Origin of the sequence: Demequina sp. NBRC 110054, from assembly GCF_002090115.1 — a bacterium.
In the GTDB taxonomy this organism is placed as follows: Bacteria; Actinomycetota; Actinomycetes; order Actinomycetales; family Demequinaceae; genus Demequina.
Map to the genome: position 1 here is coordinate 398,437 of NZ_BBRK01000005.1, position 22,233 is coordinate 420,669.

23 protein-coding genes are annotated in these 22,233 nt (G+C 70.6%); 9 read left to right on the top strand and 14 right to left on the bottom strand.

Going from position 1 to position 22,233, the window contains the following annotated elements:
• The first annotated feature begins 30 nt into the window (after positions 1-30).
• Both B7K23_RS11125 and B7K23_RS11130 read left to right on the top strand, forming a co-directional pair.
• The gene (locus tag B7K23_RS11125; RefSeq protein ID WP_084126642.1) at positions 31-696 is read left to right on the top strand and encodes a TrkA family potassium uptake protein; all 666 of its coding nucleotides are present in this window, start codon (positions 31-33) and stop codon (positions 694-696) included.
• Positions 693-1,367 (top strand): TrkA family potassium uptake protein, encoded by a 675-nt coding sequence (locus B7K23_RS11130; RefSeq protein WP_084126643.1) that lies wholly within the window; start codon positions 693-695, stop codon positions 1,365-1,367. Before B7K23_RS11125 ends, B7K23_RS11130 begins: the two co-directional genes overlap by 4 nt.
• Here the strand turns inward: B7K23_RS11130 and B7K23_RS11135 are convergent.
• The 5 genes from B7K23_RS11135 to B7K23_RS11155 all read right to left on the bottom strand — a co-directional run bounded on the left by B7K23_RS11135 (position 1,297) and on the right by B7K23_RS11155 (position 3,978).
• Positions 1,297-1,968, bottom strand: coding sequence for a DUF3159 domain-containing protein (locus tag B7K23_RS11135; RefSeq protein ID WP_084126644.1), 672 nt, complete (start codon positions 1,966-1,968; stop codon positions 1,297-1,299). The genes B7K23_RS11130 and B7K23_RS11135 overlap by 71 nt on opposite strands.
• Positions 1,965-2,252 carry an OB-fold nucleic acid binding domain-containing protein gene (locus B7K23_RS11140; RefSeq protein WP_143338246.1) on the bottom strand — a complete coding sequence of 96 codons (288 nt, stop codon included), beginning with the start codon at positions 2,250-2,252 and terminating at the stop codon, positions 1,965-1,967. The genes B7K23_RS11135 and B7K23_RS11140 overlap by 4 nt, the downstream gene beginning before the upstream one ends.
• Positions 2,249-2,710, bottom strand: a complete 462-nt coding sequence (gene dut, locus B7K23_RS11145; protein WP_084126646.1) for a dUTP diphosphatase — start codon at positions 2,708-2,710, stop codon at positions 2,249-2,251. The genes B7K23_RS11140 and dut overlap by 4 nt, the downstream gene beginning before the upstream one ends.
• Positions 2,711-2,731: 21 nt before the next feature.
• Complete coding sequence (locus B7K23_RS11150) at positions 2,732-3,031, bottom strand: DUF4193 domain-containing protein (RefSeq protein ID WP_084126647.1); 300 nt, start codon at positions 3,029-3,031, stop codon at positions 2,732-2,734.
• Positions 3,032-3,168: 137 nt separating this feature from the next.
• A complete protein-coding gene (locus B7K23_RS11155; protein ID WP_084126648.1) occupies positions 3,169-3,978 on the bottom strand; it encodes an inositol monophosphatase family protein in 810 nt (269 codons plus the stop codon).
• A 65-nt stretch (positions 3,979-4,043) separates the two neighbouring features.
• Between B7K23_RS11155 and sepH the strand changes: the two genes are divergently transcribed.
• On the top strand, positions 4,044-5,051 hold the full coding sequence (gene sepH, locus B7K23_RS11160; RefSeq protein ID WP_084126649.1) for a septation protein SepH: 1,008 nt from the start codon (positions 4,044-4,046) through the stop codon (positions 5,049-5,051).
• A 66-nt stretch (positions 5,052-5,117) separates the two neighbouring features.
• On the opposite strand, the gene B7K23_RS11165 is transcribed toward sepH, so the two are convergent.
• Complete coding sequence (locus B7K23_RS11165; protein ID WP_084126650.1) at positions 5,118-6,287, bottom strand: alkaline phosphatase family protein; 1,170 nt, start codon at positions 6,285-6,287, stop codon at positions 5,118-5,120.
• The gene (locus B7K23_RS11170; RefSeq protein ID WP_084126651.1) at positions 6,284-6,850 is read right to left on the bottom strand and encodes a DUF5998 family protein; all 567 of its coding nucleotides are present in this window, start codon (positions 6,848-6,850) and stop codon (positions 6,284-6,286) included. The genes B7K23_RS11165 and B7K23_RS11170 overlap by 4 nt, the downstream gene beginning before the upstream one ends.
• A gap of 123 nt (positions 6,851-6,973) precedes the next feature.
• On the opposite strand from B7K23_RS11170, the gene B7K23_RS11175 reads away from it, so the two are divergent.
• Complete coding sequence (locus B7K23_RS11175) at positions 6,974-9,421, top strand: DNA topoisomerase (ATP-hydrolyzing) subunit A (RefSeq protein ID WP_084126652.1); 2,448 nt, start codon at positions 6,974-6,976, stop codon at positions 9,419-9,421.
• Positions 9,422-9,502: 81 nt separating this feature from the next.
• Here the strand turns inward: B7K23_RS11175 and B7K23_RS11180 are convergent, their stop codons facing one another.
• From B7K23_RS11180 to B7K23_RS11205, 6 genes are all read right to left on the bottom strand, one after another.
• The gene (locus tag B7K23_RS11180; protein WP_084126653.1) at positions 9,503-10,885 is read right to left on the bottom strand and encodes a hypothetical protein; all 1,383 of its coding nucleotides are present in this window, start codon (positions 10,883-10,885) and stop codon (positions 9,503-9,505) included.
• A gap of 108 nt (positions 10,886-10,993) precedes the next feature.
• Positions 10,994-12,262: a threonine/serine exporter ThrE family protein gene (locus B7K23_RS11185; protein ID WP_143338247.1), complete on the bottom strand. Its 1,269-nt coding sequence runs from the start codon at positions 12,260-12,262 to the stop codon at positions 10,994-10,996.
• A 107-nt stretch (positions 12,263-12,369) separates the two neighbouring features.
• A complete protein-coding gene (locus B7K23_RS11190; protein ID WP_084126655.1) occupies positions 12,370-12,780 on the bottom strand; it encodes a hypothetical protein in 411 nt (136 codons plus the stop codon).
• Positions 12,777-14,873 carry a type IIA DNA topoisomerase subunit B gene (locus B7K23_RS11195; RefSeq protein WP_084126656.1) on the bottom strand — a complete coding sequence of 699 codons (2,097 nt, stop codon included), beginning with the start codon at positions 14,871-14,873 and terminating at the stop codon, positions 12,777-12,779. Before B7K23_RS11195 ends, B7K23_RS11190 begins: the two co-directional genes overlap by 4 nt.
• Before the next feature lie 73 nt (positions 14,874-14,946).
• On the bottom strand, positions 14,947-15,408 hold the full coding sequence (locus B7K23_RS11200) for a GNAT family N-acetyltransferase (protein WP_159451392.1): 462 nt from the start codon (positions 15,406-15,408) through the stop codon (positions 14,947-14,949).
• A 7-nt stretch (positions 15,409-15,415) separates the two neighbouring features.
• Complete coding sequence (locus B7K23_RS11205; RefSeq protein ID WP_084126658.1) at positions 15,416-15,766, bottom strand: hypothetical protein; 351 nt, start codon at positions 15,764-15,766, stop codon at positions 15,416-15,418.
• A gap of 143 nt (positions 15,767-15,909) precedes the next feature.
• On the opposite strand from B7K23_RS11205, the gene B7K23_RS11210 reads away from it, so the two are divergent.
• Complete coding sequence (locus B7K23_RS11210; protein WP_143338248.1) at positions 15,910-16,899, top strand: DMT family transporter; 990 nt, start codon at positions 15,910-15,912, stop codon at positions 16,897-16,899.
• Between the two features lie 4 nt (positions 16,900-16,903).
• Here the strand turns inward: B7K23_RS11210 and B7K23_RS11215 are convergent, their stop codons facing one another.
• Complete coding sequence (locus B7K23_RS11215; RefSeq protein ID WP_084126660.1) at positions 16,904-17,809, bottom strand: hypothetical protein; 906 nt, start codon at positions 17,807-17,809, stop codon at positions 16,904-16,906.
• 268 nt (positions 17,810-18,077) lie between these two features.
• Here B7K23_RS11215 and B7K23_RS11220 point away from each other — a divergent pair, with 268 nt between their 5' ends.
• From B7K23_RS11220 to B7K23_RS16085, 4 genes are all read left to right on the top strand, one after another.
• Positions 18,078-18,449 (top strand): hypothetical protein, encoded by a 372-nt coding sequence (locus B7K23_RS11220; protein WP_084126661.1) that lies wholly within the window; start codon positions 18,078-18,080, stop codon positions 18,447-18,449.
• Positions 18,446-18,706, top strand: coding sequence for a hypothetical protein (locus tag B7K23_RS11225; RefSeq protein WP_084126662.1), 261 nt, complete (start codon positions 18,446-18,448; stop codon positions 18,704-18,706). Before B7K23_RS11220 ends, B7K23_RS11225 begins: the two co-directional genes overlap by 4 nt.
• Before the next feature lie 103 nt (positions 18,707-18,809).
• Positions 18,810-19,022 carry a hypothetical protein gene (locus B7K23_RS15755; protein WP_159451393.1) on the top strand — a complete coding sequence of 71 codons (213 nt, stop codon included), beginning with the start codon at positions 18,810-18,812 and terminating at the stop codon, positions 19,020-19,022.
• Between the two features lie 217 nt (positions 19,023-19,239).
• Positions 19,240-22,209, top strand: coding sequence for an AAA family ATPase (locus B7K23_RS16085; RefSeq protein ID WP_084126663.1), 2,970 nt, complete (start codon positions 19,240-19,242; stop codon positions 22,207-22,209).
• Positions 22,210-22,233: the final 24 nt, after the last annotated feature.

A 22,233-nucleotide genomic window follows, 5' to 3' on the forward strand; every position in this document is an offset into this window, starting at 1 on the left:
CTAGGGCTGGCGGGTATAGCGTGTGGGCTTGTGCATATCGTGATCCTCGGCTGCGGTCGCACCGGCGCGTCGCTGGCGGCGGAGTTCGAGGCGCGCGGACACTCCGTGGCGATCATCGATCAGGCCGCCGACGCGTTCCGTCGCCTCCCCGCCGATTTCCAGGGACAGAAGATCACCGGGATCGGCTTCGACCGCGAGACGCTGTCGTCCGCGGGCGTCGAGGACGCCTACGCCTTCGCCGCCGTCTCGAGCGGCGACAACTCCAACATCCTCGCCGCGCGCGTCGTCCGCGAGACCTACGGCGTCGACAACGTGGTCGCGCGCATCGCAGACCCTGGTCGCGCCGAGGTGTACCGGCGCCTCGGCATCCCGACCGTCGCCCCCGTGCCGTGGACCGCGGCGCAGATGGTCGATCGCATGCTTCCCGGCGGCGTGGACGAGGTGTTCCACGACCCCGCGGTCGGCGTCGCGGTGCGGCGCATCGCCGTCAACGCCGAGTGGATCGGCACGCGCTACGCGGAGATCGAGAAGGCGATGGGCACGCGGCTCGCGTACGTCGTCCGCTTCGGCGAGTGCGTGCTGCCCGAGGACTCGACCCTGATCCAGTCGGGAGATGAGGCCTACTTCGCCGTGCCCGACTCGGTGGCGTCCGCCGCGCAGCGGGTCGCCGCCCGACGCCCGGGAGGCGAACGATGAAGGTGCTGATCTGCGGAGCGGGCTCCGTGGGGCGCTCGATCGCGTCCGACCTGATCGCGCACGGCCACGAGGTCCTGCTCATGGACAACCAGCCCACCGCGATGCGTGTGGCCCAGGTGCCGCAGGCCGAGTGGATGCTCGCCGATGCGTGCGAGCTGGCCGCGCTGCGCGAGGCGGCTGTCGAGGAGATGGACGTCGTCGTGGCCGCGACGGGCGACGACAAGGCCAACCTCGTCGTGTCGTTCCTGGCCAAGACCGAGTTCGCGGTGCCGCGCACGGTCGCGCGCGTGAACAACCCGCGCAACGAGTGGATGTACGACACGCAGTGGGGCGTCGACGTCGCCGTGTCGACGCCGCGCATCATGACGGCCATGGTCGAGGAGGCCGTGTCGGTGGGCGACCTGGTGAAGGTCTTCACCTTCCATCAGTCGGGCGCGTCGATCATCGAGGTGACGCTTCCGAAGACCTCGCCGGTCGTCGGCGCGCTCATGCGGGAGATCCCTTGGCCCGCCGAGACGGTGCTGTCCTGCATCATCCGCGGCGACCGCACGATCGCCCCCACCCCCGAGGACACCCTCGAGGCCGGGGACGAGCTGCTGTTCATCGTGTCGGCGGAAGCGGAGCCTCAGGCTCTTCAGGATGTGCTGGGGTCCGCACCAGGAACCAGATAGCCCACAGCGTCAGCGCGAAGAGCGGCAATCCCATCGCGAGTTTCGCCGTGCCGAGCAGGGCGACCTTGTCCGCGAGGTACAGCGGCACCTGGACGAGGAGCTTGAGCGCGAACATCCCCGCGAGCAGCGCGGTCGCCCACTGGTAGCGGGCGAGCGTCGCGGGCTCCTTCCTCCAGGACGAGCCTCGGCCCTGGAGCAGCGCCATGATCACGCCGACGATGGGCCAGCGGACGAGCATCGACACGAGCACCGCGACCAGGTAGCCGGCGTTGATCCACAGCCCGGGCACGAAGTACTCGCCCGCGTCTCCCGCCCTCCACGCCCAGACCGCGCCGAGCGCGACGCCGACGACGCCGGAGAGCGCCTGGGTGATCGGGGTGCGGCCGATGAGGCGCGCGACCACCATGATCGCGACCGTGGCCACCGACGCGACCACGGGCACCCGGAATCCGCCCCAGATGAGGAACGTGACCACGAAGACCACGCCGGGAAGCGACGACTCGACGAACCCCCGCCACCCGCCGATCGCCTCGTGGAGGGAGAACTCGTCCGAGTCGAGCAGCGACGCCATGCCCTGCTTGCGCTCGTCGTCGGCGGTCATCGGATCTCGTAGCGCGGGTTGTAGATCTTGGGCTCGGCGGCGGTCTCGCACACGCGTCCCTCGAGGTCGAGCTGGCGGCCCGGCTCGATGCCGGGCATCTCGCGGCGGCCCATGAAGACGGCGTGGACGAAGCCAGTGCCGTCGTCGACTCGCACGATCACCTTGGGCGCCGCGTCCGCTGGCTCGACCTGGACGGCGACGATCCTGCCCGAGACGCGGGCGAGGCTCCGCGGCTCGAGATCGCGCGCGGGCGTGACCGTGTCGAGCAGCATCGCGCCGCTCACGCGGAGGCCTGCCCGGTCTCGACGCCGGTGGACCCGAAGCCGCCCTCGCCCCGGTGCGAGCCGGGAAGGTGCTCGACCTCGATGAAGCGGGCCCGCTCGACGCGCTGGATGACCAGCTGCGCGATGCGGTCGCCCACCTCGAAGGTGACAGGCGTGGTCGCGTCGGTGTTGAGGAGCGTCACGGCGACCTCGCCGCGGTAGCCCGCGTCGACGGTGCCGGGCGCGTTCACCACCGTGATGCCCTTCTTGGACGCGAGTCCCGAGCGAGGGTGCACAAGGGCGACATAGCCGTCGGGCAGCGCGATCTTGACCCCGGTCGGCACGGTAGCGCGCTCGCCCGGCCCAAGGGTCAGGGCGATGCGCGTGGTGAGGTCGGCCCCCGCGTCTCCCGGGTGGGAGTACGCGGGGATCGGGACGTCCGGGGAGGTCGTGCTCAGCAGCACGTCGACGTCAGTCATGCGGTCGGTGCTCCCGGGCCGTCAGCCCGCGCACTCCGAGCAGATCGGGTCGTCGCCCTTGAACTCGGCGAGCTGGCTGCGGTGGTGGACGAGGAAGCAGCTCATGCAGGTGAACTCGTCCTGCTGGGCCGGGAGGACTCGAACCGAGAGCTCCTCGCCCGACAGGTCGGCGCCGGGGAGCTCGAAGCCCTCTGCGGCCTCGGTCTCGTCCTCGTCGACGACGCCCGACGACTTGTCGGCACGGCGGGCCTTGAGCTCCTCGATGGAGTCAGCGGAGATCTCGTCGTCGGTCTTGCGAGGTGCGTCGTAATCGGTAGCCATGCTGGCATCGGTCCCTTCGCGGCAGTGTGAGTGCCTCAAGAATGCTCCGCGGTGGAGTTTTGTTCCCGCAGGCGCGTGCATTCTGCACCAAAAGCGGGCACGGCGCCACCTGTGGGCGGCACGGCGTGCCTGGCGCCTCAGCCCACCTCGGCCGCGCCCGCCGCCAGGAGCGCCTGCTGGAGATCGGACCACACGTCGGGATGGGCGGCGATCACGAGCCGCTCATCCGCGGGACCGCCGTCGAGCCCAGCCACCTTCAGCCCCGCCTCGGCCGCGACCAGGCCGCCCGCGGCCATGTCCCATGCGTTGATCCGATGCTCGTAGTAGGCGTCGACGATCCCCGCCGCGGCATGGCACAGGTCGAGCGCCGCCGCGCCCATGCGGCGGATGTCCCGCACCTCGGGCAGCAGCCCCGCGACGACCCGGCCCTGCTGGGCGCGCAGCTCGGGCACGTACTGGAATCCGGTGGCGACGAGCGTGGTCGCGAGCGGCGGTGCGCTGACCCGGCGCAACGGCTCGCCATCGCGCCACGCGCCCTCCCCCTTCGCGGCGGTCCACAGCTCCCCGCTGCCCGTGCTGATCGCCCCCGCGAGCTGCGTCCACTCGTGCGTGCGCGGCGGCCCGGACACCGCGGCGACCGACACGCCGTAGTACGGGATGCCGTACGCATAGTTGACCGTGCCGTCGATCGGGTCGAGCACCCAGGTGATGCCGGAGCGCGAGGCGACGTCGTCGCCCTCCTCGCCGAGGATGCCATCGTCCGGCCTGAGCTCCGCGAGGCGATCCCTGAGGAGGCGCTCGGCGGCGAGATCCATCTCGGTCACGATGTCGGCCGCTGATGACTTGGTCCCCGCGATCCGCGCGCCCTCGCGTCCGCGGACCACGAGATCGCCCGCCTCCTGGGCGAGACGGGCGGCGACTTCCAGGAGGGCGAGGGGCTCGGTCATGCATCCATCCTGCCGCACCGCGTGGCGTGCGCGCGGGTCGCGGCACGCCGTGGCACCCTGAGGGCATGACCGAGCTCCATGTGGTGGGACCGGCCGACGACGCTCAGCACCTCATCCTCGCTGACGACGACGGCCACGAGTTCCGCCTTGCTGTGACAGACGAGCTGCGCCAGGCGGTGCGGCACGCCGCTGCGCGCACCCGCGAGACGGCGCCCAGGACCGAGGCGAGGTCCAGCAGCATGACTCCCCGTGAGATCCAGCAGCGCATCCGCGCAGGGCTCACCGCGGCCGAGCTGGCAGAGCTGTCCGGCGAGCCCGTCGAGGCGCTCGTGAAGTTCGAGGCCCCGGTGATCGCAGAGCGCGGCTACATCGTGGCGCTCGCCCGCGACACCCGCATCGGCACCGACACGGGTGCCCCGATCCTCGGCGACCTCGTGGCGGACCGCCTCGCCCAGCGCGGCGTCGACGCGGACGCGCTCGAGTGGGACGCGTGGCGCGAGATCGACGAGCCATGGAAGGTCTGCGTGGATTTCCACGCCGACGGCAGGTCGGTGCGCGCCCTGTGGACCTTCGACCACCAGGGCCGCTCGCTGTCCGCGCAGGACGACGAGGCACGGTGGCTCACCGAGACCGAGCTGCTCGACGTCCCCATCCCCAAGCGTCACCTGTCCGCCGTGCGCGGTGAGGCCGAGGCCGACGAGGTCATCGCGCATCCCGCGCGTCCGGCCCAGCCCACCGCTCCCGTGCCCGAGGTCGAGGCTCCGAGCGCGACCGAGCTGCTGCTCGAGGACCTCGCCGAGCGCCGAGGCACGCGTGAGGAGCCGGTGCTCGACGACGAGGACGAGGGGTTCGAGGGCTTCGGTCCGGCCGCGAAGGCGCGTCAGGCAGAGACCGGCTTCGGGGCACCCAAGCGCGAGGAGGCCCCGCGGGACACCGTGGAGACGCCGACGACGCGCACCGCTCCCTCGGCGGCGTCACCCCGGACCCCCGCGAACGGCGAGCGCCGCCCGCGCCGTGGCCGCGCCTCGGTGCCCAGCTGGGACGAGATCGTCTTCGGCGCCAAGCACGACTGACGCTCCGCTCGCACTCTCACGACGGCGGCCCCGCGCACCTTCTCGCGGCGGAGCCGAGCGCGGTGCTCAGTCCGGGACGATCGTGAGGAGCGGCACCTGAAGCTCCTCCGGGGTCAGGGACCCATGGACGCCGATCAGCTGCAGCGACTGCGGGCTCTGCGTCCGCGAGTCGACGACCGTGGCCCTGCCCGCCATCGCAACGATCACGTCGCCGAACCTGTCCGACACCGCATCGTCCAGGGGCCCGATGAGCCCGGCGGCGGCGACATCCTCCCGGGTGCCGACCGCCGCGTGCGTGCCGAGCACGTCCTGCCAGCGCGCGACGACGGCGTCCGGGTCAGTGCCCTGGTCGAGGTACAGATGGACGGCGCGCTGCTCCCCCGCGACGAGCGCGATGTCCTGACTGAGCGCGGGCTCGTCGGCGACGTCCCAGCGAGGCGCGCCCGTGACGTCGAGCATGCCGTGGTCAGCGGTGATGACGAGCACCGCGTCCTTGGGGAGCGAGCGAGCGAGCCGCTTGAACTCCGCGTCGGCGTCCTCGAGCGCGGCGACCCATTCGCCTGAGCCCCATCCATGGTGGTGGCCGACCTTGTCGATCTCGCCCCAGTACAGGTACGAGACGCCGGGCCTGCCCGCCACGCCGGCGGCCACGTCCACACGATCGGCGAGTCGCTCCGCGCCGATGAAGCTTCCCCCGCGCAGCGCGGCCTGGGTCAGGCCCGAGCCGGCGAAACGGGCCTGACCGAGCGTCGTGACGGTGAGGCCCTCGCGGGCCGCCTCCTCGAGCAGCGACGGGCGCGGCTGCCACTCCTCGGCGCGGTAGGCGCCCTCCCACGAGACAAGGTTCGCGAGCTGGCCGGTGCGCGGGTTGCGGACGCTGTAGCCGGCCATGCCGGTGCGGCCCGAGGGCTCGCCCGTGCCGAACATCGCGAGCGAGGTCGCCGTCGTCGTCGGGAAGCCTGCGGTGATGCTGCCCGAGACCATCGAGCGCAGGAAGGGGGCGTGGCCTCGGCGCGCATCGAGCTGCTGGTGGCCAAGGCCGTCGACCACCGCGACGATCACGTGCTTCGCACGCGGGATCTCGAGACGCGACCGGTCGGCGTCGGCATTGCGCGACCGGACCGCGTGTCCCGCGCCGACCGCGGCGAGCGCCGCCGGCAGGACGGCGCCGAGCTCGCGGCCGCCGTAGTCCGGCTTGTCGAGACCGACTGCCGCCAGTCTCGCCTCGAAGGTCACGCGTGCTCGCCGAGCCTGCGCTGCAGGGTCGCGGCGAAGTCCTGGAGCGCGCGGACGGCGTCCTCGCCGTCCGCGATGGCGGAGACTCGCACGAGCGTGTCGTCGCCGGTGATGCCGCCCGTGTAGCCGTGGTCGGCCTCGCAGTTCTGGTCCCCGCACGTGGCAGGCTCGAGCTCGATGCGGGTGTGGATGCCGTTACCGACCGCGAGGACGAGCTCGCTGGGCAGGTCGCCCTCCTTGAACCGCTCGGGCTGATGCACCACATGCGTGAGCGCCATCGTCCGCAGGTTGCTCACGAGCGACGTCTCGACAGTCGCCTGCGCCTCGTGGGTCGACTCGCCCGACGGACCGACGCCGTCGTCCATGTGCACGCGCATGAGGCGGCTGTCGGTGAGGACGAGCACGGTCATGTGGCGGCGCACCTCGGCGGTGTCGAACGTCGTCTCCGTCTGCACGAAGTGCGCGTGGACGTTCTCCCCGGCGATGGCCGAGCGGAGCACGGTCGTGGCGAGCGCCGGGTAGTATCCCGCGACGGCGACGGATTCCTCGAGGGTCTGGGGCATGCGCGCTATTGTTCCACTTCTGCGCACGCCATGGCGAACTCCCCAGCGTGGCCTGACACGACGCGACCACGACGCGAGGGACAATGCTCTACGGCCCTCGCCCACTCAGCGAACAGGAGAGAGATGGCTACCGAGGCGGACGCACAGATCGTCGACATCGACGTCAGCGCCGAGATGGAGAGCTCGTTCCTCGAGTACGCCTACTCGGTGATCTACTCGCGCGCCCTGCCCGACGCCCGCGACGGGATGAAGCCCGTGCAGCGCCGCATCGTCTACACGATGGGCGACATGGGGCTGCGGCCCGACCGCGCGCACGTGAAGTCCTCGCGCGTCGTCGGCGAGGTCATGGGCAAGTACCACCCGCATGGCGACAGCGCGATCTACGACGCGCTCGTGCGCATGGCGCAGTCGTTCTCCCTGCGGCTTCCGCTCGTCGACGGCCACGGCAACTTCGGCTCCCTGGACGACGGCCCGGCGGCCTCGCGCTACACCGAGGCCCGCCTCGCGACCGGCGCGATGGCCATGATCGCGGACCTGGGCGAGGACGTCGTCGACTTCGTGCCCAACTACGACAACAAGCTCGAGCAGCCGTCGGTGCTGCCCGCGGCGATCCCGAACCTGCTGGTCAACGGCGCTCAGGGCATCGCGGTCGGCATGGCGACCAACATGGCTCCGCACAACCTGGTCGAGGTCATCTCGGCCGCCCGCCACCTGCTCGCCAACCCCGGGGCGTCGCTCGAGGAGCTCATGCGCTTCGTGCCTGGACCCGACCTGCCCGGCGGCGGCCGCATCGTCGGCCTCGACGGCATCAAGCAGGCCTACGAGACCGGCAAGGGTGCTTTCAAAACGCGCGCGACCACGAAGATCGAGAAGGTCACGGCTCGCCGACAGGGCATCGTCGTGACCGAGCTGCCCTACCAGGTGGGCCCCGAGAAGGTCATCGAGAAGATCAAGGACGGCGTCTCGTCCCGCAAGCTCGAGGGCATCTCCGCGGTCACCGACCTCACCGACCGCCACCACGGCACGCGCCTGGTGATCGAGATCAAGAACGGCTTCAACCCCGACGCGGTGCTCGAGCGGCTGTACAAGGTGACCCCGCTCGAGGAGTCCTTCTCGATCAACAACGTCGCGCTCGTCGAGGGACAGCCCCGGACGCTCGGCCTCAGGGAGCTGCTGCGCGTGTGGGTCGACCACCGCCTCGAGGTCGTGCGCCGCCGCTCCGCGTTCCGCCTCGCAGCCCGCAAGGACCGCCTGCACCTGGTCGACGGCCTGCTCATCGCGATCCTGGACATCGACGACGTCATCCAGATCATCCGCTCCTCGGACGATGCTGCGACGGCCAAGCAGGCGCTCATGACAGCCTTCGACCTGTCGGAGATCCAGTCCGAGTACATCCTCGAGCTGCGTCTGCGACGCCTCACCCGCTTCTCGCGACTCGAGCTCGAGAACGAGAAGGCGCAGCTGCTCGCCGAGATCGCCGAGCTCGAGGAGATCCTCGGCTCCGACAAGGTGCTGCGCTCCGTGGTGGGCCAGGAGATGGACGCCGCCGCTGCGGAGTACGGCACTCCTCGCCGCACGATCCTGCTCGCCGACGCCGGGGCTCCGGCCACGACGGGCGTGGCCGGGGCAGCCGTCCCCTCCGCGAACGGCAAGGCCGCTCCCCTGTCGATGCAGATCGAGGACACCCCGTGCTTCGCGCTGCTGTCCGCGACGGGGCTCGTCGCGCGCACCGCGGACGACTCTCCCGTCGCGCGTGAGGGACGCCGATCCGCGCATGACGTGCTGCGCGCGATCGTCCCGGCCTCGGCGCGCGCGGACGTCGGCGTCGTCACGAGCACGGGTCGCCTGCACCGGCTTTCCCTGTTGGACGTGCCCGCCCTCGCACCGTCCGCGGAGCCGCCGTCGCTCGGCGGCGGGGTGCCGCTCGCGGAGCTGCTGCAGCTCGACAAGGGCGAGGAGGTGGTGACGATCGTGCCGCTCGGTGCCGAGGCGCCGCTGACCCTCGGCACGATGGGCGGCGTGGTGAAGCGCGTCGCCGTCGGCGACGAGCCTTCCAAGGACGTCTGGGAGGTCATCGGCCTCAAGGACGGGGACCGCGTGATCGGCGCCGGCAACGCGGCGGACGACGCCGAGGTCGTCTTCGTCTCGACCACGGCACAGCTGCTCCACTTCCCGGCCTCGGGCATCCGCCCGCAGGGGCGTGCGGGAGGCGGCATCGCGGGCATCAACCTGGGCGACGCGCAGGCGCTGTTCTTCGGCGTCGTCACGCCCGGGGCCGAGGAGCCCGTGGTCGTCACGATCTCGGGACCGTCGACCGCGCTGCCCGGCACCACGCCCGGTTCGGCCAAGGTCACCCCGTTCTCGGAGTACCCCGGCAAGGGCCGCGCCACGGGCGGCGTCCGCGCCCACCGGTTCCTCAAGGGCGAGGATGCGCTGCTCGTCGCCTACGTGGGCGCCTCGCCGGCCCGCGCCACGTCCGGCGCAGGTCAGGCCGTCGAGCTCCCGGAGGAGCACGGACGACGCGACGGCTCGGGCACCGCGCTCGCCGCACCCGTCCTCGGGATCGGCTGACGCCGGACCGCACGCGACGGTGAGGCCCCCGCATCTGCGGGGGCCTCACCTCTGTGGCGCCTGGCGTGGCGGGGTCCTGCGTCACTCCGCGGTGCCACGACGGCGGGCCGCGATGGTCAGCCCCAGGCCCGCGAGGATCGCCGCGAGGGCGGTGCCGCCGATCACCAGCGCGTCGTCGGCGCCCGTGTAGGCGAGCCGATCGGCGGGCTCGTGTGAGGTCGTCGCGGTCCGAGTGGGCGGGGTCGTCGAGCGCTCGGTCCTGTGGTTGGTCGCCACCTCCCTGACGGGTGACCCCGTTGTCGAGGTGGTGCCGGTGCGGGTGGTGGTCGTGGGCGTACGACGGTGCGTGCCCACCGTCGTCACCTCACCGCCGGTAGTCGTCGTCGTGGTCGTTGCCGTGATGGTCGTGCCCGTCGTGGTCGTCCCGGGCTGGGTGGTCTCGACGAGTGACGGCACCTCGCCGCCCGTGGCGACCGGCACACGGACCTGGGCGAGACCGGGCACCGCAAGGCTCGGAAGCGACGGGACGAGGGCAGGCACCTGGTTGCCCGTGGGCGTGGGGTTCTCGCCCGACACGAGCATCGGGGTCAGTTGCGGCGTGGCCTCGGGGGTGAGCTGCTGCTTGGCCGGGGTCAGCGTGGGCACCGGGTACGGGGTGGGCTGCTCCGTGGTGGTGGTCGACTTCTGGGGCACCAGCGTCGGAGTGGCCTGCGGGATCGGGTCCGGGGTGGCGACCGCCTTCTGGGGCGCGAGCTTCGGCACCGGATAGGGCGTGGGCTGTGCGGGCGTCGGCTCGGGAGTCTTGTCCCCCGACGGCGTGGGAGTGGGGTCAGCCGTCGCGGCGGTGTCGACCTGCGCGGGTGTGGCGACCGGCTGGGGCTCGCGGGGCTCGGGCACCGCCATGGTCGGCTCGGTCGGCTGCTCGACGTCCGGGATCACCACGCCCGGCACAGGCCGGGCGATCACGGTTCCTGTCGGCGCGACGCCGCCGGGAGTACGCAGTTCGGCCACAAGTTGTCCGTCGACGAGGAAGTCATACTTCACGCCGTAGAGGTTGTGGCCCCAGTCGTGGGTGAAGTCGGCGAAGCGCACCGTCTGGCCCTGAGTGTGCGCGGCGATCGCGGGAAGCTGCCGCGTGCCCGCGTCGTAGGTCGTGCCGCCGTGTCCGTGTTGGCCCTCAAGGTGGACGACGACCTCGATGACCTTGTCGGTCGGGTTGGTGACCCGCAGCGTCGAGGGCCCTGTCACCGTCATCTGCAGATCGGTCGCAGGCGCGGCCGCCTCGACGCTCGAACCGGCGCTCTCTGCAGCGGCCGCCGGCCCGGCGGCGAGGACTCCGAGTCCGAGCACGAGCCCGACTGCGGCGGCGGTCGCGCCGGCCCTCCGCATCGGGCCCACATCGCGGCGCCACGAGCGCGCGGTGGTGAGGTGGTGGGGGCTGGGGGCGGAACCGCTGTCCTGCATGATCTCTCCTCGAATCGGTGATGATTCAAGGCTCCTCTGAGCAGGCGTGTCGCACATCGTCCCGCAGAAGACACTCGCGGCTGCTACGTCTGGAGTACTCGGCGCGCCTCAGCGCTCGAATGACCACTCCCAGTCGGTCATCAGCTTCGCGATCACGAGCCCCACGAGGATGGCGATCCCGGCCAGCAGCACCTGGAGGATGCCGGAGACTGCTGCGGTGTAGTCGGCCTCGTTGAGCGCCACGATCGCCTCATGCGCCGGGACGCCCGGGATCTGCACGAGGGCCGCTGGGACCTGCAGGGTGATGACGGGCCACCGCCCTCCCGAGGAGAAGATCGCCGCGAGGATGCCGATGAGGATGCATGCGATCGCTGTAGCCATCTGGATCGGTACGTCCAACTCCTGCAGGAGGTGGCGGGCCACGTACGCGACCATCCCGATCCACGCCGCGTTGAGCGCCATGCGCGGCGGCGAGTTGAACATGAAGGCGAAGCCGGCGACCCCCACGAAGGAACCGACGGCCCACACGATGATCTGGACCCAGAGCGCGAGGGTGACCTCGCGCTGCGACGTGTCGAGGCTGCTCATCAGCGACAGCGCCCAGACCGCGACACCCGCGCCCATGACGATCATGAGCCCGAACGCCACTCTCGTGAGCCCCGCGGAGAAATCGAGCTTGGCCATGTCGAGCGTGCCCGTGATGAGTGCGAATCCGGGCAGCAGGAAGAGCACCGAGGAGATGTACCCCGACGCGTGGACCTCGAGGCCGTGGCCGACGAGGCCGATCAGCCCGAGCACCCCGAGGTACAGCCCGGTTGCGAGGAACGCCGCGATCATCGTCGTCCCCAGGGCGTTGAAGCCCTTGTGCGCGAGGTGCCGCCGCACGTATTGTCCAGCGCCTGCCGAGAGGAACACCACGAGGATCTCGATGATGTGGGCCTGGTTCAGGGCGGCGAAGCCTCCGCACGCTGCTCCGGCCGCGGCCGCGTTGAGCAGCGGGCTGTAGCGGGCGGGCTTGCGCTCGATCGCGTCGAGCGCGCGGTGGATGTCACCGGGAGTGGTCTTCTCGGGCAGCTCCCTGCGGAAGCGGTCCAGGGCCGCGATCCTGTCGGCGTTGACACCCGCCCTGCGGATCTCCGCAACCTCGGTGCGGAACCGATGCCCCAGGCGCGAGGTGAGGGTGATCTCCGTGAGGGTCACCTGCTCGTGCACCTGCTCGACGCCGAGCGACTCCCCCACGGCCGACATGGCCTGCTTCACGCGGTAGCTCGCCGTGCCGGCCTCGAGCATCATCAGGCCCGTGCGCATGATGGCGCCAGAGCGACGCCCCAACTCCACCGAGTCGATCTGTACTTCCGGAACGGATGCTTCGGTCACGCTCCCATTCTTGCGTACCTCGGTCCCGGCGCCCGGTGCACCAAGGTCCCAGGTGGGCGGGTCCTCACCAGGGGTACGTCACCCCGCCACGGACCGAGGCTCCCGGGTCAGCGCCCGACGCGCCTGCGCCAGTCGACAACCCTCCGGATGCGCTCGCGCTGGACCGCGTTGCCGATGCGCTCGATGACGAGCGCCGCAAGCGCCCCCGCCACCGCAGCCGCGGCGGGGATCCACGTGAACAGCGCCGCGACCCCCACGACGACCATCGCGATGATCGGCCACAGCAGCCCCCACACCGGCGCATGCGTGCTCTCGATCACCGACAGCTCCGACTGGAAGTCGAGCTCGCGATCCGTGTCGAGCAGCTCGTCCTCAAGCACGAGGCACCGCTTGGGAAGGCCGATGAGCGAGTGGTGCCGGAGCACGTGGCGCGAGCCTTCGGGGTTGACCCGCGGCGACGAGTGGTAGCCGTGGGGGTGCGCCGCGCACAGCGCGGGGTTGGGGCCGGTGGTGGTCATGCGTCGATCCTCGAGTGGTCCAGGTCGGCGGCGCCGGCGACGATGAAGTCGCGGCGCGGGCCGACGTCGTTGCCCATGAGCAGCTCGAACACGCGCTCGGCCGCCTGTGCGTCCGCCGCGGTGATGCGGCGCAAGGTGCGGTGCTCGGGGTCCATGGTGGTCTCCGCGAGCTGATCCGCGTCCATCTCCCCCAGGCCCTTGTAGCGCTGGATGTCCTCCTTGTACTTGCGGCCCGCGCGCTTGAGATCGCGAAGCGTCTCGGTGAGCTCCTTCTCCGAGTACGTGTAGATGTACTCGCGCTCACGACGCGCGGAGCCCATCACCTCGACGCGGTGCAGCGGCGGCACCGCGGCGTAGACGCGGCCAGCGTCCACCATGGGGCGCATGTAGCGGAAGAACAGCGTCAGCAGGAGCGTGCGGATGTGCGCGCCGTCGACGTCCGCGTCGGTCATGAGGATGATCTTGCCGTAGCGCGCCTGCTCCAGGTCGAACGTGCGACCGGATCCCGCGCCGATCACCTGGATGATGCTTGCGCACTCGGCGTTGTGGAGCATGTCGGTGATCGACGCCTTCTGGACGTTGAGGATCTTGCCTCGGATCGGCAGGAGCGCCTGGAAGTCCGAGCGTCGCGCGAGCTTCGCGGTGCCGAGGGCGCTGTCACCCTCGACGATGAAGAGCTCGGACGACTCGACGTCGTTGCTGCGGCAGTCGGCGAGCTTCGCGGGCAGCGACGAGGTCTCGAGCGCATTCTTGCGGCGCGAGATCTCCTTCTGCTTGCGGGCGGCGACGCGCGCGCGCATCTCGGCAATGATCTTCTCCATCACGATGGTGGCCTGAGCCTTGTCATCGCGCTTGGTGGAGCCCATGATCGCGCCGAGCTCGGTCTCGACGACCTTGGAGACGATGCCGCGCACGGGGGTCGTGCCCAGCACCTCCTTGGTCTGTCCCTCGAACTGGGGCTCGGGGATGCGCACCGTGACGACGGCGGTGAGGCCCGCCATGATGTCGTCCTTCTCGATGCGCTCCGCGCCGTCCTTGCCGGTGAGCTTGAGGCGACGCGCGTTGGCCTCGATGACCTTGCGCATCGCCTTGACCAGCCCCTGCTCGAAGCCGGACTGATGGGTGCCGCCCTTGGGGGTCGAGATGATGTTGACGAAGCTGCGGACCTCGGACTCGTAGCCCTTGCCCCACCTCAGCGCGACATCGACGACGCAGTTGCGCTCGACCTCCTCGCTCACGAGGTGACCGTTGGCCTTCAGGACGGGCACCGTCTCCTTGTAGGTGGCTTCGCCTCGGAGCTCCCACGTCGCCGTGACGGCCGCATCGGGCGCCACGTAGTCGACGAAGTCCTTGGCGCCGCCGTCGAACTTGAAGGTCTCCTCGGTCGGCTCGAGCGGGTTGCGCTCGTCGCGCACCACGAGCTGCAGCCCAGGGACGAGGAAGGCGGTCTGGCGGGCGCGCGTCAGCAGGTCCTCATAGGAGAACGACGCCGACTTGTTGAAGATCTGCCGGTCCGCCCAGTAGCGTGTGCGAGTTCCCGTCCGCGCCTTCGCGACCTTGCCGACGACGTTGAGCTCGGAGCCCGTGACGAACGGCGTGAACTCAGCCTGGGGGGTCGGTCCGGACGCGGGGTCGGCGAAGTAGCCGGGCTCGCCGCGCCTGAAGGCCATGTGGTGGGTCTTGCCGCCACGGTCCACCCACACGTCGAGGCGCTCCGAGAGCGCATTGACGACCGACGCGCCGACGCCGTGGAGACCGCCGGAGGCGGCGTACGAGCCGCCGCCGAACTTGCCTCCCGCGTGCAGCTTGGTCATGACGACCTCGACGCCCGTGAGGCCGGTCTTGGGCTCGACGTCCACCGGGATGCCGCGACCGTTGTCACGCACCTCCACGGAGTCGTCGGGGTGCAGGATCACGTCGATGCGGTCGCCGAAGCCTCCGAGCGCCTCGTCGACGGAGTTGTCGATGATCTCCCAGAGACAGTGCATGAGGCCCCGCGAATCGGTCGTGCCGATGTACATGCCGGGGCGCTTGCGCACCGCCTCGAGGCCTTCGAGGACGGAGAGGTGGCGTGCCGAGTAGTCAGAACTCACGGATAGATTCTACGGATCTCGCCGACATCTCCCGCCCGGGCACGCCGCCCACCGGCGCGCTCGGTCCCTCCGACTACTGCGTCGGTCGGCGCCGCACGTGCGTCATGGCGATGTTGTCGCTCTTCACGAAGAAGCCGAGCTCCTCGTAGATCTCGCGCCCCATCGGCGAGGCGTGGAGCTCGACGACCTCGATGCCCCGCGCACTCGTCTCCTCGAGCAGCGCCTTCATCACCGCGTGGGCATACCCCTTGCGCTGGTGCTGCGGCGCGGTCGACACCCATTGGACATAGGCCACCTCGTGCGACGTCGCGCCAGGACGCGGCAGACGCGGTCCGATGTTCACGAGACCGCAGCACGCGAGTCCGCCCTCAGGAGCATCGATGACGATCCCGATGAGGTCCTTGCCGAGGCGCGTGCGCACGGTGCGGGTCGACTCTGCGGCCCACTGCGGCGTCGGCTTCGCGCCCACCGCCTTGTACATGAGCGCGCCGAGATGGACGATCTCCGCCGCGTCGGACGCGACGGCCTGTCTCACGCGCGGCTCAGCGCCACGCGACCGCGACGATGACATTCAGGATCGTGAGCCCTCCGATGGTGGCCCAGACGGGAACCGCGACGGACTCCTTCTTGCGGTTGACGATGACGAGCACCGCGACGGCGAGCGCCACGAGCAGCTTGACGGTGATCTTGCCGTTGTCGACGTGATCGCCGTTGCCGCTGCCGTAGGCCACGCCCACGAGCGCGACGCCGGTGACGAGCATCGTCAACGCGCCGTGGAACATCCCCGACGGAAGAGTCTTGACCTTGTCCTTCATCGTGTAGAGGAAGCCGCCCAGCAGGGAGGCAAGCCCCAGGAAGTGCAGGATGAGCAGCACAATCCTCAGAATCGTCACGGGGGTCGCTCCTTCACTCGGATCGCGGGCGCCGGGGACCCGGTCGCTCCTTCTCGCATCGATGCTAGTGCCAGGAGCGTCGCTCAGCGCGCAGGTGCCGCCGTCATCCCACAGGCTCGGCCGGCGCCCCATAGTCTGGGCCGGTGAACGACTCCGCGGCGATGCGCCGCTCCCCCGCGCTCGGCGCCGCCTTCGTCCTCACGGGGGCGTTCCTGTTCGGCTTCAACGGCTCGATGACCAAGGTCGTCATGCAGGCCGGCATCTCACCCGAGCAGCTGACACTCATGCGCGTGCTCGGCACCGCGCTCATCGCTGGCACGGTGCTGCTGCTCACCGACCGTTCGCAGTTCCGGGTGTCGCGCACGGACCTGGGCAGGTTCGCCGCGCTGGGAATCGGCGGGCTCGCGCTCGTCCAGTGGCTCTACGCGGTCGCGATCAAGCATCTGCCCGTCGGAGTCGCGCTGCTGTTCGAGTACATGGCGGTCATCATCGTGGCCGTCGTCGCGCGGGTGGTGTTCAAGGAGAGCGTGCATCCGCGGCTGTGGTGGGCGATCGGCGCGGTGCTCGTCGGGCTCGCGGTCGTCGCCGAGGTGTGGGACTCCTCGCTGTCGCTGCTCGGCGTCGCCGCCGGTCTCGGAGCGGCATGCGCCTACGCGTTCTACTTCCTTGCGGGCGAACGGTCCGTTGCAGGCAGACCACCGATGGCGGTCGCCTTCTGGGCCTCGACCTTCGCGACGGCCTTCTGGCTCGTGTTCTCTGGCTGGTGGACGATGCCCGGCGGGACCTTCACCGCGGACGTGTCCTTCGGGGGCGCGCTGGACAGCATCGTGACGCCCATGTGGGTACCGCTGGTCGCCATGGTCTCGCTCGGCGCATTCGCGCCGTTCACGCTGATCTTCATGTCGCTGCGCCACATCAGCGCGACGGCCTCGGGGATCCTCGCGTCGTCCGAGGTGCTCTTCGCGTTCACCGTCGCCTGGCTGTGGCTCGGAGAGACGCTCGAGCCGCTCCAGGTCGCAGGCGCCGCGGTCGTGTTCGTCGGTATCGTCGTCGCGCAGACGGCGCGAGAGAGGCCCTCCCAAGCCGATCCGGACGACGCGTTCGCGCTCGCCGTCCCGCCGGAGGCCCCCTAGCCGATCACAGGGGGTTGAGCGCCGCGGCGACGTCGCGCAGGCGCCTTCCGACTCCGATCCTCGCGTGGGTCTCGAGCATCGTGCCAGAACCTGGTGACACACGCGTGCGCGCGCGTCCGGGATGCGAGGACTCGACCGACTCCAGCAGCTCGCGCAGCGATGGCTGTGCACCAAGCGCGTGATACTCGTCGATCAACTGCTCGCGTGAGCTGCCGTCGAGCGCGGTCGCGAGGTCGTTGTTCCGCTCCCCCGCGCGCAGAAGCTTGTCGACCTGCTTGGCGGCCTGCGCGCGATCGCTCATGTCCGCGCTGAACGGAAACATCGTGCTGTGCTGACGGATCGGCAACGGCTGAAGCTCGACTCGAGGCCCCAGGACACGGCGCGCCTGGGCGGACTCGTCTGGAGCCTTGGCGGGGTACACGAGGCGCGCGAAGAGATTGTCGAGGTCGGGGACGCGGATCCTGCCATGCCGCGCCAGGTCCGCGGCGAGATCGGGCTCTGTCTCGGCCCGCCGCATGAGCGCGTGGTATCCAGCGAACGGGACTGACTCGTCGTAGGGCAGCAACGCGGTTCGGGGGCTGAACGCGAGAGCGGTCACGAGGACCTCGGGCGCGCTGCGCGCAACGAGCGACGCCCACAGCAGCGCGCCGGTGCCGCCCTTGCTGCCACCGATGAAGGAGAGCTCGGACACGTTCCGCGCACGGATCCAATGGACGAGCTGGCTCGCGGCCTCGTCAGCCGAACGCATGAAGTAGGTCGTCGGGCCCGGCTCGTAGACGCTGAGGAACGGCGAGTCGAAGGACCGTCGCTGGAAGACGGGGCGCGCGGTCTGCGAGAGCGCCACGACGAGGCGGCTCCGACGCGTTCCCTCGTGGCGATAGACGTAGTCGACGTGCGGGAGGTCGATCATCGGCAGATCCGGCCGTCGTCACGGGACACGGCGAAGACGCTAGTCGACGCTCGCCCGAATGTGAAGCATCTCACACGCCGGAAGGCCGCCCTGAGCGCTCTTCTTCCACACCCGAGCGCGCCGCCCCAGGGTCCCTGGCGCCACCAGGTGCCGCCTCTAGGGTGGGCGATACACCAGGGGCGCGAGGGCAAGGGGGAACACGGCCATGAGTCGCGAGGAACAGCGCGCAGCGAAGCAGCGTGAGAGGGACGCCGCGTAGGAGGAGCGGATGCGCACGCGTGCCGCAGAGCGTGCCGCCCGCCAGGACGCGCGGGGCAGGGGCGTCCCCTACATGGCGGGGCATGCGGTACCCGCCGCGCGAAACCTGAGCCCCGACGCGGCGCTCTTCCGCGCGGGGGCGCACACCATCAAGGTCGAGATCGCGACGGGCGCCCAGGTGCTGTACGTCGGGAAGCGCGGCCTCGAGCTGACTCGCAGGAGCAGCGTCGAGGGCGAGCGGCTCCCCTGGTCGGACATCACCGACCTGGTGGTCGAGGGTCCTGAGAACGTAGAGAGGACTGTCTCCGGCGCACGCGTGCTCGCCCTTGGCATGCTCGCGCTCGCCGCGCCCAAGAACACCTCGTCGAGGCGATCATCGTGAAGCTCGACGGTGGCGTGCGACGGACGCTCACCGCGCGGGGGCTCACCGCCCCACAGGTGCGGGCCACCGTCGCTCTGCATCGTCCGTCCGTGGCCCCGGTCAAGGAGGGCGCCCGCCCCGCGACGGAGCTCAACGAAGCCGAGGACGTTCCGAGGGCGCTCGAGCAGCTCGCGCGGATCCACAGCGACGGGATGCTCTCACTCGAGGAGTTCGCACGGGCGAATGCGCTCGTTCCCGGGCCTCAGGCACCGGCGTAGGCGGCGGATAGGGAGATCTCCCGATGCGCCGGCGCGACCTCAGGGCGCATGCTCGCCTCACGCGGCGCACCACCTGACGCGGCGCGAAAGAGGGGAGCTCATCATGGACCAGCTGGTCAGCATGTCATGGACGCAGGCGCGACCGACGTCGGCCGAGTTGTCAGAAGCCGCATCGGTCGCATTCGAACGCAAGCAACGCTCGGCCGGCTCCGCGCCGACGACCGCACGCCGCGGACGACGCCCTCGCCTGGTCGAGCGGTGGCACGCCTTCACCCACACCGGATTCCACCGGCACGGGACGGCTGGCGTGCACTGACGCCGCACCTCGCCGGACCCGCCACACGCCAGAACCACCACCCAGTCGGCCCCGCCGTCCCGCTCCGGACCTACCTTTCGGCCGAACAGTGTCGCAGGCGACGACAAGGGCGGCCGTTGCTTGCGCGGGCTCGCCGACTACCCACAGCTGACCCGGCTTGGGGATACGTCACCTCTCGCACTGTTCCGCGCCGCATGACCCGTGCGACCATGGAGCGGTGACGCAGGTCGCCCGCGCGACGCAGATGATCGGGCGCGATGAGGAGTTGGGGGTGCTGCTCCACGCGCTCGACGATGGCGCGCGCGGCAAGCCCCGCGCTCTGGTCGTCAAGGGCGAGGCCGGCATCGGGAAGACCCTCCTCGTGCGCGAGTTCATGCGAATCGCGGAGGCCAGGCCCGCTCCCCCTGAGACCGTCGTGACGATGAGCCAGTGCGTCGACCTCGGCACGATCGGCGCACCCTTCGTGCCCATCCGCAGGCTCTTGCACGACCTGCTCGCGAAGGTCGGCCGGCCGGCCTTCGAGGACGCCGCGGGTGGGCAGGCCGTCCTCGCCACCCTTGGCGCGCTCGTGCCCGAGCTGGAGATCGAGGGCCCGCGGGGCGCCTCGCATAGCGGCGACTACGTCGCGGAGGCGATCGAGCGGCTGCTCGAGGGGCTTTCCCAGGACCTTCACCTGGTGATCGTGATCGAGGACATCCACTGGGCGGACGCCGCGACCCTCTCGCTGCTCCGCACCCTGTCCTCGACCTTGAGGGGAGCGCATCTGACGCTCGTCGCGACGTACCGGACCGAGGAGGTGACCAAGGACGCCCCCGCGCGGGCGCTGCTGACCGAGCTCGAGCGAAACCGGGCCGTCGACGTCTTCGCCCTCCCCAGGCTAGGCCGCGAGAGCCTCGAGGCCCTCGCCGCCCAGCTCGTCGGTCGCCCCCTCACCTCCCACGAGATGACAACGCTCGAGGCGCGCAGCGAAGGAGTCCCCTTCTTCGTCGAGGAGCTCCTCGACATCGCGCAGGCGGATCTTCCCGAGACGCTCCGCGACGTCATCCTGGCTCGAGTGGATCGATTGCCGGACGAGGCGCGCAGAGTCGTGCAGGCCTCGTCTGTCTGCGGCGTCGCGGTGAGCCACACCGACCTCGCGGCAATCTGGGACGGCGAAGACGCGGACCTCACCAGTGGCCTGCGCGATGCCCTCGATGGCCACGTGCTCGTCGCCGAGAACGACCGATACCGATTCCGCCACGCGCTGATCCGCGAGGCGATGCTCGACGAGATGCTCCCGCCCGAACGGGCCGAGATGCATCGGCGGATCGCGAAGGTGCTCCAGGCTCGCCTCGACTGGGGGGATCGGTCGAGCGCCTCGGCCGCTGCCGAGCACTGGCTCGCGGCCGGGGACAGGGAGGCGGCGTTCGACGCGACAGTGTCCGCGATGACCTTCGCGCGCGCGACGCTCTCCATCGAGAGCGCGGCCCGTCTCGGAGAGCGTCTCCTGGATCTGTGGCACGAGGTCGCCGAGCCCGAGGTCGCGGCCGGCATCGGCGAGCACGAGCTGTATCTCCAGGTCGCGCGGGACTACGCGAGTGCCCATCAGCTCCGCGACTGCATGCGCGTGGTCGAGCGCGCGATCCCGCGCTTGCCGCCAGAGCGGGTGCACCTGCGGGTCGAGCTCCTCTTCGAGCAGATCCAGGCGAGTCTCGAGACGGAGCAGCGCCAGCACCTCGTGCAGCGGCTCGATGAGGTCGACGCGCTGCTTGAGGGACTGGACGATGCCGAATCGGTACGGCTCCATGCGCTCGCACTCTCCTATCGCGCGGCGCACGTGCGCGAGGGCGACCGCATGGCGATGCTCGACGAGGCGATCGCGCTGGCGGAGTCCGTCGGCTCCCAGGAGACCGTCGCTCACGCGATGCTGTCGCAGGCGCGCCTGCGGTGGGTCGACGGCAGGATCGAGGAAGGCCTCGCGGACCTGCTCCGGCTCGAGCCGCTGCTCGAGGAGGGTTCCGAGCTGTGGTTCATGACGGTCGACAACGCCGTGGTCGCGATGCTGATGCTCGGCCGCTTCGAGGAGTCCGCGACGAAGGGCCTTGCCTGCGCGCAGCGCGCCCGAGAGCTTGGCCGCGAGCGGGCGGGCGCTCATGTGCTCAGCAACACCGCGGAGGCGCTCACGTCCGCGGGCCGGGTCGACGAGGGCCTCGCCGCGGCCCGACGCTCGCGCGCACTCATGGGCAGCGATTCGCTCCAGACGACCTTCAACGCGCTCCAGATCGAGGGGATGGCGCTCGTGTGGGGAGACCGGATCGCGGAATGCGAGACCCTCCTCGGACACTCTCGCGATGCGTGGGACGTCGCGAGTCAGGACCTGCAGTGGGTGGGCGTCGCGAACGAGCTGCTGATCGACCTGGCAATCGCCAAGGCCCACGACGCTCGCGCGGCCGAGCGCGCACGCACGCTCGAGGAGGCGATGCCCCTGCTCGACCCGCTCGCGTGGGAGCACGCCCAGGACTCGCCTGCCGACATCGACGTCCTGCTCGTGTCCGGCGCCGCCCTGCTCGCCGAAGCCCAAGCGCATACGTCGCTCGATCTGTCCGCTCCCATCGAGCGGATCGAGAAGCTGGCGGCTCGGCTCGCAGGCGGATACTGGCGCGAGATCCTCGGCCCGTATGTCAATGCCTCACTCCACGACGCGCACGGCGTCCCGCACGGCGAGGAGGGTTGGCGCGAAGCGGTACGGGTCGGAGAGTCGGGCCGCACACCCCGTCGCCTGAGATATGTCGCTCGCCTCCGCCTCGCCGAGGCGCTGACCTCGCAGGCTGTCAGGCGCGACCGGGAATGGGAAGAGGCGATCGATCTGCTGAGATCCGTCGTCGCCGAAGCGCCCGGCGACGGCTGCGATCTGGTCGCGCGCTGGGCGCGTGAGCTCCTCGCTCGGCTCGGGGCGCGAGGAACGACGGACGCGGCGCCGCTGGGCGAGCTCACCGAGCGAGAGCGCCAGGTGCTCACGCTGGTCGCCGACGGTCTGACGAACGCGGCCATCGCGAAGCGACTGTTCATCTCGCCGAAGACGGTGAGCGTGCACGTGTCGTCGATCCTCGCGAAGACAGGAGCCTCCAACAGGGCGCAGGCCGCGGTGCTGCTGACCGGAGAGTCACCCACCCAGCTGGCAGCACCGCGACCCGAAGTCGCCCCCTAGAGGTCGTCGCCCGGCCGGGAGACG

What these genes read in the sequence shown, in the direction of transcription:
- B7K23_RS11170 (WP_084126651.1), bottom strand. Translation starts at nt 6,850, where the DNA reads ATGCCCCAGACCCTCGAGGAATCCGTCGCCGTCGCGGGATACTACCCG.
- B7K23_RS11150 (WP_084126647.1), bottom strand. Translation starts at nt 3,031, where the DNA reads ATGGCTACCGATTACGACGCACCTCGCAAGACCGACGACGAGATCTCC.
- B7K23_RS11180 (WP_084126653.1), bottom strand. Translation starts at nt 10,885, where the DNA reads ATGCAGGACAGCGGTTCCGCCCCCAGCCCCCACCACCTCACCACCGCG.
- B7K23_RS11135 (WP_084126644.1), bottom strand. Translation starts at nt 1,968, where the DNA reads ATGACCGCCGACGACGAGCGCAAGCAGGGCATGGCGTCGCTGCTCGAC.
- sepH (WP_084126649.1), top strand. Translation starts at nt 4,044, where the DNA reads ATGACCGAGCTCCATGTGGTGGGACCGGCCGACGACGCTCAGCACCTC.
- B7K23_RS11220 (WP_084126661.1), top strand. Translation starts at nt 18,078, where the DNA reads ATGCGCACGCGTGCCGCAGAGCGTGCCGCCCGCCAGGACGCGCGGGGC.
- B7K23_RS11130 (WP_084126643.1), top strand. Translation starts at nt 693, where the DNA reads ATGAAGGTGCTGATCTGCGGAGCGGGCTCCGTGGGGCGCTCGATCGCG.
- dut (WP_084126646.1), bottom strand. Translation starts at nt 2,710, where the DNA reads ATGACTGACGTCGACGTGCTGCTGAGCACGACCTCCCCGGACGTCCCG.
- B7K23_RS11215 (WP_084126660.1), bottom strand. Translation starts at nt 17,809, where the DNA reads ATGATCGACCTCCCGCACGTCGACTACGTCTATCGCCACGAGGGAACG.
- B7K23_RS15755 (WP_159451393.1), top strand. Translation starts at nt 18,810, where the DNA reads ATGGACCAGCTGGTCAGCATGTCATGGACGCAGGCGCGACCGACGTCG.
- B7K23_RS11155 (WP_084126648.1), bottom strand. Translation starts at nt 3,978, where the DNA reads ATGACCGAGCCCCTCGCCCTCCTGGAAGTCGCCGCCCGTCTCGCCCAG.
- B7K23_RS11175 (WP_084126652.1), top strand. Translation starts at nt 6,974, where the DNA reads ATGGCTACCGAGGCGGACGCACAGATCGTCGACATCGACGTCAGCGCC.
- B7K23_RS11190 (WP_084126655.1), bottom strand. Translation starts at nt 12,780, where the DNA reads ATGACCACCACCGGCCCCAACCCCGCGCTGTGCGCGGCGCACCCCCAC.